Raw genomic sequence first — 16,404 nt, 5'->3', positions numbered from 1 at the left:
AAGTCCGCATTTGGTGTATAACTAAATACCCCGTCTGCCGTCTCTGTTACCGTACCGTTTGTAGGACCTGCTAATAAGCTGTAGTCCTCTCCATCTCCACCATCACCACCAATATCATCATTAGTGCTTACCGTAATACTTACACTTCCATCCTCAGCAACTGTAGCCGTATCGTCATTCGCTGTTGGTACTGTATCAGAACCATTTATAGTAATTATTAAATCTGCATTGTCTGATGAAATTCCATCTGTAAGAGTATAAGTAAAAGTATCAGTTACTGTTTGTCCAACTTTCAAATCTATGATAGTAGGGTTAGACGTATCAGGAACATAAGTATAACTTCCATCAGGAAAAACAGTAACACTACCATATGTACCTGTAAACGTTGTTCCTCCAACTCCAACAGCTCCACCATCAATTTGAGAAATAGTAATACCTATGGCAGATCCTTGCCAGTAAATATCTGAAACTCCTGCAATTTGCCCTCCTTGATTAGCTGCGGTGGCATTTGGTCCATAGTTATAACTTAAAACTAATTGATCTATAGGCTCTTCAAAAAATACATTTATATTACCTGTAGCATCACCAGGAACAGCACTTCCAATTCCATAAAACGTATTTCCTCCCGCATCAACAATACCTCCTGTTGTAACATATTTATAGCTTGAATTGGAACCACTTAAAGATCCTTGAATTCTAATTAAATCTTGCCACGAATTACCTTGAGAAAAATCGATATCTACAACCAAGAAACCCAAATTGTAAACAGGCTGACTAAAATTAATTGTTAATACTGTGTCACTAGAAGGGTTAACAGTACCGTCAATTGCATAACCAAAATATCCTGTATGACCTCCATTAGTATTAGTCAAATACACAACCTGATTTTGGTTTGGAATTCCGAAACCACTAGGGTCTGTAGATGTAAAATTAAGCGTAACACCATCTATAACAACAGAAGCTCCACTAATTGGATCTGATAGCCCCACAAAAGTACCGCCTTGAACAAATTCATTTTCCCAAACTAGTGTGGATAAACCTCTATCAATCGCGTCTGATCCACTAGGTCCTGGATCGGTTATAATATTACCTGATGTGCTTGGCTCAACAAAAGCTGTTACAGAATCTGTATTATCTAATGCAACTGGAGATTCGTCTACTCCATTTATAGTAATTGTAAGTATACCATAATTAATTACACCATTTGAATCTTCTACTGTATAAGAAACAATATCTTGTAAACTCTCTCCATTTCTTAAACCAGTTACCGAAGAGCTAGTCTCGTCTACATCATAAGAATAACTACCATTTGATTGGATAGTTACTGTACCATATAATGTACTATATGCAGTACCTACTGCAGTCGGATATACATCAACTTCAGATACAAATATTGAGCTTCCAGAATCATTTGTCAATACATTTCCTGTAACTGTGCCAGTTGAATTAGCAGCTATACTATTCCCTTCATCGTTTACAGTTGGCGCTGTAGTGTAAACTCTAATAGTTGTTTGTGCGCTGGCTGTTGCAGCACTTGCATCGGTAATAGTTACGGTTATTACTCTATCTCCATCTGTATAAGGACTTGCTAAATCACCATAATAAAGATTACTTAATAGCTGTTCAAAATCAGCATTGGGAATAGGATTTCCCGAAGCTTCTGTTATACTAAACGTTGTTGCTGTTGTTTGAGTAACTCTAATGGTTGAACCTGAATAAACGTAATCATTTGTATCTAAAGGATTATTAAAATAATACAAATCAAAACCTCCATCATTAATAGCAAATAACTCTTCATTAGAATTGTCAAGAACTCCCGTGATTGTTATTGTTGCACTAACTATTGTGTTTGTATCTGAAGTAACTGAAGGACTGACAGTTACCGTAGTTACCGATCCTCCAGGAGGTTGATATTGAAAAAAGTGATCATTTCCAGGGGTTGCCGTATTTAAATCAATCGTAGGGGCTGCCATTTTCATGGCAAATGTTGATGAACTAGATTTGCTTTTACCAGCACTTATTACTGATGCATTTCTTACAATAACAAAATTATTAGTTTCGTCTTTGTTAACTTCTTTAACAAGAACTTGTTTATCAGGCTTTCCTTTAATACTTGTTAATTTTTCCTGTGAAAGAACAGTTGTGGAAATAGAAAAGAAAATAAGTAAAAGTGTATAGAGCGGTCTACTTAACTCATTTTTAAAATACGAGGTAAAAGAACTATTCTCTTTAATATTTTCTATATATTTGCAAGCCTTTTTTTCAATTTTCTTTTTTGAAGGAGAAAATAGGCTTGAAAATTTAAAACATATACTCGGAATAGTTGAGTATTTATACTTTTTTATAAAGTGTACAAACATAATAATCAGTATAATATTGATTGTTATTCACTGCCCTGCTTTTGTAGTTGCTCGCCAAAGTGTTACAATTGCGGGGTTTATATTTTATATCTTTTTATACCCTTAAAAACGGGTATATCATAAACATTATCAAAATGCTAGCTTTAGCATCCGACGAAATAAATCCACCAGAAAAAATTGTCTGTTTAGTGTGCTTTAGTTTTTTGACACTCATGAATTCGGGGGAATTTATTTTAGTCAATTTTATTTTTGTCCATTTAACTTGAATCATTTCATACAATTCAACCCAATGAAAACATCTTCTATTATGTATACCTACTATAACCATAAACTCAATTTTTACAATGAGTGAAATCAACTATAATAAGTAGTATTTTGTTTGGTTTTTCTGTTATTGCTTTTAAAAAATCCTCAAGATGCAATACAGAGTAATTTGCGTCTAATATAAAAATTTATTAACAAATATTAACATTTTTTTTAGACGAATAAAGCTAAACCTACCACTAATGGTTGTTAACATATGTTTATTAGATACTTTATAAATAGAAAAGTCACAAATAAACTGAGAATTAATTAAAAATTTCGTTCCTCTTTTAACTTCTCATAAGCATTTTGAATGCTTTGGAATTTTTCTTTTGCAACTTTTAGGTGTTCTTCACCAATATCTTGTAATCTATCAGGATGATATTTTTTAGCCATTCTTCTGTAAGCCTTTTTAATTTCATCAACAGAAGCCTCTTTTTCAATTTCTAAAATTTTATATGCCGCATCAGCTTCATTATAAAACATAGCTTTGATAGATTCATAATCTCTATCATTAATATATAAATACCCTGCAATTTTTCTGATTGCTTCTTCTTCTGAAGCTTGTACAATTTCATCAGCCTGTGCAATACCAAATAAAAAATGAATTAATTGTAAGCGAGAAGAATGAGACATATGCTCTCTAATTTGCATACATACTTGTCTGGTAGAAACATCTTTCTTTATAACACCATTAAACAGTTTAAAAGCTCTGTTGGCTCTTTCTTTACCGTATAAATCTGTAAAATGAGTTCTTACAAAATCTAATTCCCTGTTATCTACATCTCCATCTGACTTAATAACCACCGATGCTAATACCAACAAACTAATTTCAAAATCACCTGAAGTTGATGATTTAGCTTTTGAATTGGTTTTAATTTTTTTTTGGTAGGTATCTTGCTCATCTTTATATTCTTTTTCGGTAACACCGCTATCAATAACACTTCCAATAGCATAACCTATAAGCGCTCCTATTGGCCCTCCTAATGTAAAACCTAAACCAGCTCCTAACCACTTCGTAAAATTTCCCATTTCTAATTTTTTAATAATTTCAAATATAATGAGATTATAAGTATCTTTGCAGTCTAAAAAAAGATAATTCATATGTATCCAGAAGAATTAGTAAAACCAATGCGCGATCAATTAATTGATGCTGGTTTTGAAGCGTTATATAGTGCTGAAGATGTAGATGCTGCTTTAGCAAAAGAAGGAACTACTTTAGTAATGGTAAACTCTGTTTGTGGTTGTGCTGCAGGTACTGCAAGACCTGGAACAATTGCTTCTATTCAAGGAGATAAAAAACCAGATCATTTAACAACAGTTTTTGCAGGTGTTGAAAAAGAATCTACAGCTAAAGCTCGCGAATATATGATTCCTTTTCCTCCATCTTCTCCAGCAGTTGCTTTATTTAAAGATGGTAAGTTAGTTCACATGTTAGAAAGACATCATATTGAAGGTCGTTCGGCACAAATGATTGCAGAAAATTTATCTCAGGCTTACGAAGAGTATTGCTAAGCTTCAGATTAAAATCAAATATAAAATCCGCTCTTTGAGTGGATTTTTTTATGCTTACTTTTGAAACGTAAAAATTTCTAGTATTGAAAAAACAACCACATATCATTATTTTCAGATTATCTGCCATGGGAGATGTTGCTATGACTGTCCCTGTTATACAATCTTTTGTGAAGCAACATCCTGAAGTTAAAATTACTTTTGTTTCAAGAAGTTTTTTACAGCCTCTTTTTTTTAATATTGAAAACGTTTCTTTTTTTTCAGTTGATACTACTAAAACTCATAAAGGTTTCTTTGGCTTAATTCGATTATTTAAAGAATTAAAATCTTTACAACCAACTCATTTTGCTGATTTTCATAATGTACTGCGTTCTAAAGTTATTCGATTATTATTCTCTGTTTTTACTAGTGTGAAAATTGCCGTAATAGACAAAGGAAGAGCAGAAAAGAGAGCATTAACTCGAGAGAAAAACAAGGTTTTTAAACAACTTAAAACAAGCCACCAGCGCTATGCTGATGTTTTAATAGAACTAGGTTTTGACACAAAAATTGACAAAAACCTTTCAACTAACAAACAACAATTAAGTAAAAAGAATAGTGAACTTTTTGGAAAGAAGAACTCCAAATGGATTGGAATTGCACCTTTTGCTGCATTTCCTTCTAAAACATATCCTGAAGATTTAATGCTTAAAGTTATTGAAGGGCTATCAAAAGAAAATGTAAAATTGTTTATATTTGGAGGAAAAGCTGATATTAAAAAGCTAGAATCAATTGAAAATCAATTTAAAAATGTTATTTCAGTAGCCGGAAAACTGAGTGGTTTGAATGAAGAGTTAAATTTAATTTCAAATCTTGATGTAATGCTTTCTATGGATAGTGGAAATGCTCATTTTGCAGCGATTTTAGGTGTTAAAACAATTACACTTTGGGGAAGCACACATCCTTATGCAGGTTTTGCACCTTTTAATCAACCTAATGATTTTTGTATACTTCCTGATTTGGAAAAGTATCCTGCTTTGCCTTCTTCTATATATGGTAATAAAGTTTTACCTGGCTATGAAAATGCAATGAGAAGTATTTTACCTACTACTGTTGTTCAAAAAATTAAAGAGGTAATCTAAAAAATAAAGCATCACTTTCGTGATGCCTTATGATAGTATATAGTAAGTTTTTATATCATTTATGTTAGTCTACTAATGGTGGAATTCTTAAAACCTGACCTGGATAAATTTTATCCGGATGCGTTAACATTGGTTTGTTCGCTTCAAAAATAACAGGATACTTCATAGCGTCACCATAAAATTCTTTAGCAATTTTACTTAAAGAATCACCACTAACAACCGTATGGAATTGTGCCATTTCTTCTTCAGCTATTTCTTCTACTTCAGCAACTGTCATGTTATCTTCAACAGTAGCAATACCAGCAGTATTACCTACAACCAAAACAACTTTTTCTTTTGTTGCTAAATCTGCAGCTTCTCCTGTAATAGTTGCTTTATCATCATCAACACTAACATTTAAGTCAGTAACAGATAATTCTAATGCATTAACAGCATCAACTAATTTTGCAGCCTTTTCAGCAGCTTCTTCCTCAGTTGTTTTTCCGATTCCAAAAACTTTTGCTCCAGCATTTTTAATAAATGAAAATAAACCCATTTCTTTTAATTTTTTGTTATTAATAATTATTTATTCGTATCAGCAATATACAAATTTTATACCATAATTATTAGTCGTTTTCTTCATTAAAAGAATTCCATCCTTGCGCTTTTAGTTTTATAGATTGGTTCGCACGAGTTACCAGATTCATTCCTTGATTTTCTTCTGTAATGTGGCCTATTACTGTTAAATTAGGATTTGCCTTTATCTTCTCAAAATCATTAATTGAAATGGTAAATAACAATTCATAATCTTCACCTCCACTTAAAGCAACCATTGTTGAATCGATATTAAACTCTTCACAAGTTGATATTACCTGAGGATCTAATGGAAACTTTTCCTCATATATATTACAACCTACTTTGCTTTGCTTACAAATATGTATAATTTCAGAAGACAACCCGTCAGAAATATCAATCATAGCGGTTGGCTTTACCTCTAAATCTTTCAATAATCTTGGAATATCTTTTCGCGCTTCTGGCTTTAATTGGCGTTCTATTAAATAGGAGTAGCCTTCTAAATCAGGTTGATTTTGAGGATTAACTTTAAAAACCTGTTTTTCTCTTTCCAATACTTGCAAGCCAAGATATGCAGCACCTAAATCCCCTGTAACTACTATTAAATCAGTCGGTTTTGCCCCATTTCTATAAACCACTTCATCTTTATTTGCTTTTCCAATAGCAGTAATAGAAATCAACATTCCTTTTGTTGAAGAAGTAGTATCACCACCTATTAAATCAACTTTATAAGTTTCACAAGCTAATTGAATACCAGCATATAATTCTTCTATAGCCTCTAATGGAAAACGATTGGAAACAGCAATAGAAACGGTAATTTGTTCTGCCTCTGCATTCATTGCATATACATCAGAAAGATTTACCATTACCGATTTATATCCTAAATGCTTCAATGGCATATAGCTTAAATCAAAATGCACACCTTCAATTAACAAATCAGTAGTAACTAACGTTTGCTTGTCTGAACTTGATAGTACTGCACAATCATCTCCAATTCCTTTCTCAGTTGTAGAATGATGAATTTTAAAATTTTCGGTCAAATGTTCAATCAAACCAAACTCCCCTAACTCAGCTAAAGAGGTCCTTTGTCTATTTTTATCTTCTAACATGTTGCAAAGATACTATTAGATTGGAAAAATTAACAGAATTATATATTTACTTGCATGTAAATTTCTAAAAATTAGGGTTTTTATTTTCAGAACTGTTATACAATCGAATAAAGCTATTAATTTCATACTTTTGTTGTTAGGAGCCCTTTAAAACTATCTCATGAAAAAACTACTACAATTAGTTATCTTATTTACTTTTATTCCACAAGTGAATATCAACTCACAAACTCCATGTGATGGAACTGGTTTTGCTGGGTCGTATCCTTGCAATAATTACGACTTAATGTCTATTATTGATATTGCCACATTATCTGGATCTGGCACTGCTGAAGGTAGCGATATTTGGGGTTGGACAGACCCAACAACCAATAAAGAGTATGCGCTTGTAGCGATGACTAATGGAACCGCTTTTGTGGATATTAGCGATCCTGTGAATCCAATTTTTTTAGGAAGATTAAACACAAATACATCAAATAATGCTTGGAGAGATGTTAAAGTGTATAATAACCATGCTTTTATTGTAGGAGATAATGTTGGCGCACATGGTATGCAAGTTTTTGATTTAACTAGATTGCGAAATGTTACTTCTCCTCCTCAAATTTTTACTGCTGATACTGTGTACACAGGAGTCAATAGTTGTCATAATATTGTTATTAATGAAAGTTCAAGTTATGCTTATTTAGTTGGTTGTAACACCTTTAGTGGTGGGCCTACTTTTGTTGATATTTCTGATCCTAAAAATCCAGTTGCTGCTGGTGGTTATTCTGCTGAAGGTTACACTCATGATGCTCAAGTAATTACCTATAACGGACCTGATGCTGCTCATATTGGAAAAGAAATCTTAATTGCGAGTAATGGAAATAATGGTGGGTCTAATGATGTTATGATTCTGGATGTTACCAATAAATCTAACCCTCAATTTATTTCTAAAATTTCGTATCCGAATGCAGAATACACTCACCAAGGGTGGTTTACTGAAGATCATCGATATTTTATTTTAGGTGATGAGTTAGATGAACAGCGAACAGGGACAAATACAAGAACTATCATTTTTGATCTTTTAGACTTAGACATACCTGTGTTATCTTCGACCTTTACAGCTACACATCAAGCAATAGACCACAATGGATATGTAAAAGGAAATGAATATTTCTTAGCGAATTATCGAGCTGGGATGAGAGTTTTTGACATCTCAAACATTTCTAATACATCGAACCCTATGACCGAAGTTGGTTATTTTGACACGTACACCGTAAACAACAGTGCTGGTTTTAATGGGGTTTGGAGTATTTACCCTTACTTTGCTAGCGGAAATATTATTATTAGTGATATTGAACAAGGGTTATTCATTGTTCGCAAAAGCGGAACATTATCTATTCCTGATCAACAAGTTAATTCTAAAAAAATTACGATTTACCCTAATCCAACTGATAGAGCGCCAATAATTTCTTCTAATACTTCAATTGAATCAATTGAGGTATTTACTATTCTTGGTAAAAAAGTATATCAGAAAGAAAATATTAATCGTACCGATTTCGTTTTACCAATAAATAGTTATGCTAAAGGCATATACCTTCTTAAAATAAACGGAATTATTGGTAAAAAATTAATTATTAAATAAGTTTAAACTAATTCGTGAAACACTATACTTTACTCTTACTATTACTTGCTACTATTGCATGTGGAGAAGCAGACATCAATTTAAACGACAGCTTAAATCCTAGTGCCGGTATTGAAGTTGATTTTGTAAAAACTTTCGGTGGAAATGGAAATGATATAGGAAATTCTGTAATTGCTACCAATGATGGTGGGTATGCTATCTTAGGATACACTAGCAGTACTGATGGAGATATTACTTCAAAAACCACTGACGACGCAGACTTTATGTTATTAAAGTATGATAGTCAAGATGAATTACAATGGAGTAAATTATATGGTGGATCGAATGACGACAGAGGTAATCAAATTTTAGCAACTTCTGATAGTGGATTTATAGTTTTTGGGTTTAGCAATAGTAGCGATAATGATGTTACTGAAAATAATGGAAATTCAGATTTTTGGGTTTCTAAATTAGATGCTTCAGGAACTATCCAATGGGAAAAATCATTTGGTTTTTCGGGAAGAGATTATGGAACCTCACTTACCTTAACTTCTGATGGTGGCTTTTTATTGTTAGGTGAATTAGACGTTACCGCATCGGGTGGACAAGGAAATTCACCAGCCGCTAGGCAACACGCTGGTGGTGATTTTTGGGCCATCAAAATAGATGCTAACGGTACCAAAGAATGGAGTAAGTATTATGGAGGAACTTTTTCTGATACTCCTCAAGGTGTAGTACAATTAGATGATGGTAGTTATATAATCTCTGGGTTTTCGGACAGTAGTGATGTTGATATTACTGACAATAAAGGTTCTTATGACTTTTGGGTAATCAAAATTAATAGTACAGGATCATTAATTTGGAGGAAAAATTTTGGAGGTACTGAAATTGACGAATCGTATGACATCAAAAAAACCACAGATGGTAATATAATAATTGTTGGAGATACTAGAAGTTCTGATGTCGATGTATCTAGAAACAATGGAGGGGCTGATTTGTGGGTTATTAAAATTACTCCTGATGGAGATTTAATTTGGCAGAAGAATTTTGGGGGAAGTAATTTTGATGCTGGAAGAGCTATAAAAAACACATCAGATGGTGGTTTTATTATCTGCGGTAGCTCAAGAAGTTCTGATAGAGATTTTATCAATAAAGGACAAAATGATGCTTGGGTTATAAAAATATCTACCACTGGTTCTACCGAATGGCAACAATTTGTTGGTGGAACAGACATCGATATTTTGTATGATGTGGTTGAAATTAACAATGGAGCTTTTATCGCAGTTGGAGAATCTACAAGTAACAATGAAGACATTAAAGAAAACAAAGGGTTTTCTGATGTATTAATTATTAAAATTCAGTAATGATAAAAAAACTAGTATATATTTTAATGCTTGCTGTAACTATCTGGTCTTGTTCTAGTGATAGTGACGAAACGCTTCAAAATAAAAAAATCACTATAAATTTTATACATGAATGGGACGGAACGCTTGTTACCAAAGATGATTTTAATGATATTAAATTCAAAAATGAAAACGGAGACTCATTAAGTATTGAAAAGTATCGATATGTTCTATCTGATATCAAATTAGTAGATCCTTCTGGTTTTGAAACTCCTTTAAAAGACTACTTATTCATTGATTTAGGCGAAGAACAAAATTTATCATACAGTCTTGAAGAGTTAATTTTAGATAGAACTTACACATTAAGGTTCACTTTTGGATTTACAGATGAAAAAAACCAAGATGGTGTTTACTTAGATTTAAACACTGCTAGTTTTAATGTTTCACCTGGACTTGGAGGTGGTTACCACTATATGCAATTTGATGGTAAATTCAAAACTGAAACTACCACCACACCTACTGGATTTAATTATCATGTAATTCGTGCTGTTGATAATACAGATCCTAATAATTTAGTCTTTCAAGACACTTCTTTTACAGTAAACTTAGCAGATATTTGGTTAAAAAACACTACCGAAACTATTAATGTTAAGGTAAATATTGCTGAATGGTTTAAAAATCCTAATACATGGAAATTAGACGAATTACATCAAATGCTAATGCCTAATTTTGATGCTCAGGTTTTAATGAATGGCAATGGAAAATCAGTTTTTAGTTTGTAAATGAAAAATGCGTGGATATATAGTTTTCTAATTTTTATTTTGATTTCATGTTCTTCTGAAGAAGCTGTTGAACTTGGAGTTGACAATGGTTATACACCAGTACAAATAGAATTAGAAATTCCACAATTATTTAAAGACAAACTTTTAGCCCCAAATATTCCAACAAGCAATCCTCAAACACAAGAAGGAATCCAGTTAGGAAAAAAGCTATTTTTCGACCCTATTCTTTCTTCAGATAAAACTATTTCTTGCGCAACTTGTCATGACCCACAAAAAGCATTTACCGATAATCTACAATTTAGCAAAGGTGTAAATGATGGGATAGGCACTCGAAATTCAATGCCTCTTTTTAATTTAGCGTGGAATTTTGATGATAGATTTACTTGGGATGGAAAACAACTAAGTATAGAAAGACAAGCTTTTGAACCAGTTACCAATCATGTGGAAATGAATAATGATTGGAAAGAAGTAGCAAACCGTCTTAAAAATCATACTGATTACCCAGAATTATTTAAAAAAGCTTTTGGTGATACTCCAATAGATTCTAATTTGGTTGTAAAAGCACTAGCTCAATTTGAAAGAACACTGATTTCTGGAAATTCAAAATTTGATAAATTCTTAAGAGGAGAAACGACATTAACTTCTGAGGAACAAAATGGTTTTGATGTTTTTATGGATGAAAGCAGAGGTGATTGTTTTCATTGTCATGGAAGTAATAACAATCCACTTTGGACAGACAATAAATTCCATAATAACGGTTTAGATGCAACTTTTACCGATTTAGGTTTAGGTGCCGTAACCGGAGATGCAAATGATAATGGAAAGTTTAAAACACCTTCTTTACGAAATTTAGCGTTCACTGCCCCATTCATGCACGACGGTCGTTTTGCAACTATAGAAGAAGTAATTAATCATTATTCAGAAGGATTAAAAAACTCTTCTACAATAGATCCTCTAATGAAAAAAGTAAATCAAGGCGGTGTTCAATTAACCGATCTAGATAAGGCTGATTTGAAAGCTTTTTTATTGACTCTTACCGATTCTGATTTCACAAATAATCCTGCTTTTCAACTACCATAAGTTTTTTTGATTACCATATTATTTTAAACACTCAACAAAACATGGCAGAATGATTGTTATGTCGTATATTTGCAGTCCAATTTAGATTTAATCTAGTTATATGATAAAAGTTTCAGACACAGCTAAAAAGAAAGTTGTTGAGTTAATGACTGATGACGGCTTTGATGCTACGAAAGATTTTGTTCGTGTTGGCGTAAAAAGTGGTGGTTGTTCAGGACTTTCTTACGATTTACATTTTGACAATTCACAAACAGAAACTGACAAGATTTTTGAAGACAATGGTGTAAAAATTATTGTTGACAAGAAAAGTTTCTTGTATTTGGTTGGAACTACACTGGAATATTCTGGTGGTTTAAATGGTAAAGGTTTTGTATTCAACAATCCAAATGCCAACAGAACATGTGGATGTGGAGAAAGTTTTTCTCTGTAATTACTATCATTAACCGAAAACAGCTTCAATGAGCAAATATACTGAAGACGATTTAAGAGAAGAGTTAAAAACCAAAGAATACGAGTACGGTTTTTATACTGATATTGAAAGTGAAAAATTTCCGAAAGGATTAAATGAAGACATCGTTCGTGCTATTTCAAAAAAGAAAAACGAACCAGAATGGATGACAGAATGGAGGTTAGAAGCTTTTAGAGTTTGGCAGCAAATGGAAGAACCAGAATGGGCTAACGTTACGTATGCTAAACCTAACTTTCAAGATATTTCTTACTATTCTGCTCCAAAAAAGAAGCCTAAATTAAATAGTTTAGATGAAGTTGACCCAGAGATGTTAGCTACATTTGAAAAATTAGGAATTTCTTTAGAGGAACAAAAAAGACTAGCTAATGTTGCTGTAGATATTGTAATGGATTCTGTTTCTGTTGCTACTACATTTAAAGAAACCTTAGCTGAAAAAGGGATTATTTTCATGCCTATTTCTGAGGCAATCCAAGAATATCCAGAATTAGTAAAGAAATATATTGGTTCTGTAGTTCCTACAACAGATAACTTCTATGCAGCATTAAATTCTGCTGTTTTTTCTGACGGATCTTTCTGTTACATACCTAAAGGAGTTCGTTGTCCTATGGAATTATCTACTTACTTCAGAATTAATGAAGGAGGAACTGGACAATTTGAAAGAACTTTAGTAATTGCCGATGAAGGTAGTTATGTTTCTTACTTAGAAGGATGTACAGCACCGCAACGTGATGAAAATCAATTACACGCAGCAGTTGTAGAGTTAATCGCTTTAGATGACGCTGAAATAAAATACTCAACCGTACAAAACTGGTTCCCAGGAGATTCAAAAGGAAAAGGTGGTGTGTTTAACTTCGTTACTAAACGTGGTATATGTGAAACCAATGCAAAAATCTCTTGGACTCAAGTAGAAACTGGTTCTGCTGTAACATGGAAATATCCGAGTTGTATCCTTAAAGGAAATAATTCTGTTGGAGAATTTTACTCGATTGCTGTAACTAATAATTTCCAACAAGCAGATACTGGAACTAAAATGATTCACTTAGGGAAAAACACTAAGTCTACCATTATTTCAAAAGGTATTTCCGCTGGTAAATCACAAAACAGTTACCGTGGTTTAGTGCAAATTGGTTCAAGAGCAGAAAATGCTCGTAACTTCTCTCAATGTGATAGTTTATTGATGGGTAATGAATGTGGAGCACACACGTTCCCTTACATTGAAACAAAAAACAAATCTGCACAAGTAGAGCATGAAGCTACTACAAGTAAAATTGGAGAAGACCAATTATTCTACTGTAACCAAAGAGGTATTGATACTGAAAAAGCTATAGCATTAATCGTTAATGGTTTTAGTAAAGAAGTATTAAACAAATTACCAATGGAGTTTGCGGTTGAAGCACAAAAATTACTAGAAATTTCCTTAGAAGGAAGTGTCGGATAATTTTTTAGTTCAAAGACTAAAGTCTAAAGATATAAAGTTTAAACAATGCTAATGTTTAAACTTAAGTTGAAAAAGAGAAAAAACTAAAATGAAAAAGAAATGGAAAGGTATAAATCTTTTGAAAACCTTGAAGGTTGGAAAAAAGCTAGAGAATTTAATAAATCAATTTATCTAGCAACTAACTCTTCAAGTTTTGATAACGATTTTGACTTAAAACGACAGTTAAGAAGAGCCTCGGTTTCTATAAGCTCAAATATTGCCGAAGGTTTTGAGAGAAATACGGATAAAGAATTTATTCATTTTTTATATGTAGCGAAGGCATCAGCAGGTGAAGTTAGATCGCAATTATATTTAAGTCATGATTTAAATTATTTATCAAATGAAAGTTTTAGTGATTTGAAATTTAAAATCATTGAAGTTTCGAAAATAATAAGTGGATTAATAAAATATTTAAAAAAGTAAATTTAGACTATTCGTTATACTTTTAACTTTAGTCTTAAGACTTTAAACTAAGTTTATAATGTTAAAGATTCAAAACTTACACGCAGCAATAGAAGAAAAATCAATCTTAAAAGGATTGAATTTAGAGGTTAAAGCAGGAGAAGTGCACGCAATTATGGGACCAAACGGAGCTGGAAAAAGTACGATGGCTTCTGTAATAGCAGGTAAAGAAGAATACGAAGTTACTTCAGGTTCTATTGAGTTAGACGGAGAAGATATAAGTGAGTTAGCTCCAGAAGAAAGAGCACAGGCTGGTGTGTTTTTATCATTCCAGTATCCTGTAGAAATTCCTGGTGTTACTGTTACTAACTTTATCAAAACGGCTATCAATGAATCTCGTAAAGCACAAGGTTTAGAAGAGATGCCTGCTAAAGAAATGTTACAAAAAATTCGCGAGAAGTCTGAACTATTAGAAATTGATCGCAAATTTTTATCACGTTCTTTAAATGAAGGATTTTCTGGAGGTGAAAAGAAACGTAATGAGATCTTTCAAATGGCAATGTTAGAACCAAAATTAGCCATCTTAGACGAAACTGATTCTGGTTTAGATATTGATGCTCTTAGAATTGTTGCTAACGGTGTAAACAAATTAAAATCGGAAGACAACGCTGTTATAGTTATTACACACTACCAACGTTTATTAGATTATATCGTTCCAGATTATGTACATGTTTTACACGATGGAAAAATCGTAAAAACTGGTGATGCTTCTTTAGCTCTTGAATTAGAAGCTAAGGGTTATGACTGGATTAAAAACGAATTAGTATAAACTACCATAAGATTATCGTTCCCATAAAAGCGGGAATCTCATTAAAGTTAGCGGTTTCAACAAACAAAATTTCGTGTTCAACACGAAATGACAGACGAGAAAAGAATGGAGGAATTAAAAGATAAATTATTATCATCATATTTAGCTTTTGAAAATGGCAAAGACATCAATAGTGATGTTCATGATATTCGATCAAAAGCACTACAAAATTTTGAAAAGTTAGGTTTTCCAACTAAAAAGTTAGAAGCTTGGAAATACACTTCTTTAAATTCAATTTTAAAAGAAGATTATAGTATTTTTCCTAAAGCTGAAACAGCAGTTGAATTAGCAGATGTAAAGAAATATTTCATTCATGATATTGATACGTATAAAGTTGTATTTATAGATGGTAAATACAGTTCTTTTTTATCAAACACTACCCATGATAATATGGATATTTGTTTATTATCATCTGCACTTACAAAACCTAAATACAAGGCTATTATTGAAAATTTTTTCAATAAAACTGCTAAACAAGATAATTTAACTTCTTTAAATACAGCTTTTGCTAACGAAGGAGCCTACATCTTTATCCCTCAAAATGTTGAAGTAGAGAAGCCAATTCAGATTATCAATTTTACTACAGGTGCTGAAAATGCAACAATGATTCAGCCTCGTAACTTAATTGTTGCTGAAAGAAATTCTCATGTTCAAATTATCGAACGTCATCAAAGTTTAACTGACAATGCTATTTTAACAAACGCAGTTACTGAAATCTTTGTTGATACTCATGCCTCTGTTGATTATTACAAAATACAAAACGATAATACTAATGCTTCATTAGTTGACAATACGTTCATTGAACAACAAAAAGAAAGTACTTGTTCTGTTCACACGTTTTCTTTTGGAGGAAATATTACCCGAAATAACTTAAACTTCTTTCAGAAAGGAGAACATATCAATTCTATCCTTAAAGGAGTTACTATTATTGAAGGAAGACAACACGTAGATCATCATACATTAGTGCATCATATTGAGCCAAACTGTGAAAGTCACCAAGATTATAAGGGTATTTTTGGAGATCGTTCTACTGGAGTTTTTAATGGTAAAGTAATTGTTGAAAAGGAAGCTCAAAAAACAAATGCTTATCAACAAAACAACAATGTATTAATTAGCGATAAGGCAACTATTAATGCTAAACCTCAGTTAGAGATTTTTGCTGACGATGTAAAATGTTCTCACGGATGCACGATTGGTCAATTAGATCAACAAGCTTTATTTTACATGCAACAAAGAGGTATTCCTAAGAAAGAAGCAAATGCGTTATTAATGTATGCTTTTGCTAATACAGTTTTAGAGAGCGTTAAAATACCTGAAGTAAAACAACGAATCACCAATTTAATTGCCGAAAAGTTAGGCGTCAATATTGGTTTTGAATTATAAAATTTATTATTTCAATTATATTGAAAAAATGTAAAAGCCCTCT

The 16,404-nt window shown here is 32.4% G+C and carries 15 protein-coding genes; 11 read left to right on the top strand and 4 right to left on the bottom strand.

Features of this window, described 5'->3' with window-relative positions:
* A partial coding sequence (locus tag EV195_RS12750; RefSeq protein WP_207899788.1) for a VCBS domain-containing protein occupies nt 1–2,360 on the bottom strand: 2,360 nt, incomplete at its 3' end.
* A gap of 573 nt (nt 2,361–2,933) precedes the next feature.
* Nucleotides 2,934–3,695, bottom strand: a complete 762-nt coding sequence (locus tag EV195_RS12745; protein WP_132795338.1) for a TerB family tellurite resistance protein — start codon at nt 3,693–3,695, stop codon at nt 2,934–2,936.
* Between the two features lie 72 nt (nt 3,696–3,767).
* Between EV195_RS12745 and EV195_RS12740 the strand changes: the two genes are divergently transcribed.
* Nucleotides 3,768–4,178, top strand: coding sequence for a BrxA/BrxB family bacilliredoxin (locus EV195_RS12740; protein ID WP_132795337.1), 411 nt, complete (start codon nt 3,768–3,770; stop codon nt 4,176–4,178).
* 83 nt (nt 4,179–4,261) lie between these two features.
* Nucleotides 4,262–5,296, top strand: coding sequence for a glycosyltransferase family 9 protein (locus EV195_RS12735; protein ID WP_243693122.1), 1,035 nt, complete (start codon nt 4,262–4,264; stop codon nt 5,294–5,296).
* Nucleotides 5,297–5,360: 64 nt separating this feature from the next.
* On the opposite strand, the gene lysM is transcribed toward EV195_RS12735, so the two are convergent.
* Both lysM and thiL read right to left on the bottom strand, forming a co-directional pair.
* Entirely contained in the window at nt 5,361–5,831 is a 471-nt protein-coding gene (gene lysM, locus EV195_RS12730; RefSeq protein ID WP_132795336.1) for a peptidoglycan-binding protein LysM, read from the bottom strand.
* Nucleotides 5,832–5,901: 70 nt separating this feature from the next.
* Nucleotides 5,902–6,957: a thiamine-phosphate kinase gene (thiL, locus tag EV195_RS12725; RefSeq protein ID WP_132795335.1), complete on the bottom strand. Its 1,056-nt coding sequence runs from the start codon at nt 6,955–6,957 to the stop codon at nt 5,902–5,904.
* A 160-nt stretch (nt 6,958–7,117) separates the two neighbouring features.
* On the opposite strand from thiL, the gene EV195_RS12720 reads away from it, so the two are divergent.
* The 9 genes from EV195_RS12720 to sufD all read left to right on the top strand — a co-directional run bounded on the left by EV195_RS12720 (nt 7,118) and on the right by sufD (nt 16,361).
* Entirely contained in the window at nt 7,118–8,578 is a 1,461-nt protein-coding gene (locus EV195_RS12720; protein ID WP_132795334.1) for a choice-of-anchor B family protein, read from the top strand.
* Nucleotides 8,579–8,592: 14 nt separating this feature from the next.
* Nucleotides 8,593–9,921: a hypothetical protein gene (locus tag EV195_RS12715; protein WP_243693121.1), complete on the top strand. Its 1,329-nt coding sequence runs from the start codon at nt 8,593–8,595 to the stop codon at nt 9,919–9,921.
* The gene (locus tag EV195_RS12710) at nt 9,921–10,682 is read left to right on the top strand and encodes an MbnP family protein (RefSeq protein ID WP_243693120.1); all 762 of its coding nucleotides are present in this window, start codon (nt 9,921–9,923) and stop codon (nt 10,680–10,682) included. Before EV195_RS12715 ends, EV195_RS12710 begins: the two co-directional genes overlap by 1 nt.
* A complete protein-coding gene (locus tag EV195_RS12705) occupies nt 10,683–11,762 on the top strand; it encodes a cytochrome-c peroxidase (protein ID WP_132795333.1) in 1,080 nt (359 codons plus the stop codon).
* 100 nt (nt 11,763–11,862) lie between these two features.
* Nucleotides 11,863–12,192 (top strand): HesB/IscA family protein, encoded by a 330-nt coding sequence (locus tag EV195_RS12700; protein ID WP_132795332.1) that lies wholly within the window; start codon nt 11,863–11,865, stop codon nt 12,190–12,192.
* A gap of 28 nt (nt 12,193–12,220) precedes the next feature.
* The gene (gene sufB / locus EV195_RS12695) at nt 12,221–13,669 is read left to right on the top strand and encodes a Fe-S cluster assembly protein SufB (RefSeq protein WP_132795331.1); all 1,449 of its coding nucleotides are present in this window, start codon (nt 12,221–12,223) and stop codon (nt 13,667–13,669) included.
* Between the two features lie 99 nt (nt 13,670–13,768).
* Nucleotides 13,769–14,131, top strand: coding sequence for a four helix bundle protein (locus EV195_RS12690; RefSeq protein WP_132795330.1), 363 nt, complete (start codon nt 13,769–13,771; stop codon nt 14,129–14,131).
* Between the two features lie 58 nt (nt 14,132–14,189).
* Nucleotides 14,190–14,939 (top strand): Fe-S cluster assembly ATPase SufC, encoded by a 750-nt coding sequence (gene sufC / locus EV195_RS12685; protein WP_132795329.1) that lies wholly within the window; start codon nt 14,190–14,192, stop codon nt 14,937–14,939.
* 87 nt (nt 14,940–15,026) lie between these two features.
* Complete coding sequence (sufD, locus tag EV195_RS12680) at nt 15,027–16,361, top strand: Fe-S cluster assembly protein SufD (RefSeq protein ID WP_243693119.1); 1,335 nt, start codon at nt 15,027–15,029, stop codon at nt 16,359–16,361.
* Nucleotides 16,362–16,404 lie beyond the last annotated feature (43 nt).

The organism is Tenacibaculum skagerrakense (genome assembly GCF_004345825.1).
In the GTDB taxonomy this organism is placed as follows: Bacteria; Bacteroidota; Bacteroidia; order Flavobacteriales; family Flavobacteriaceae; genus Polaribacter; species Polaribacter skagerrakensis.
Note: the sequence above shows the minus strand (reverse complement) of the source record. Positions and strands in the feature narration are given on the sequence as shown.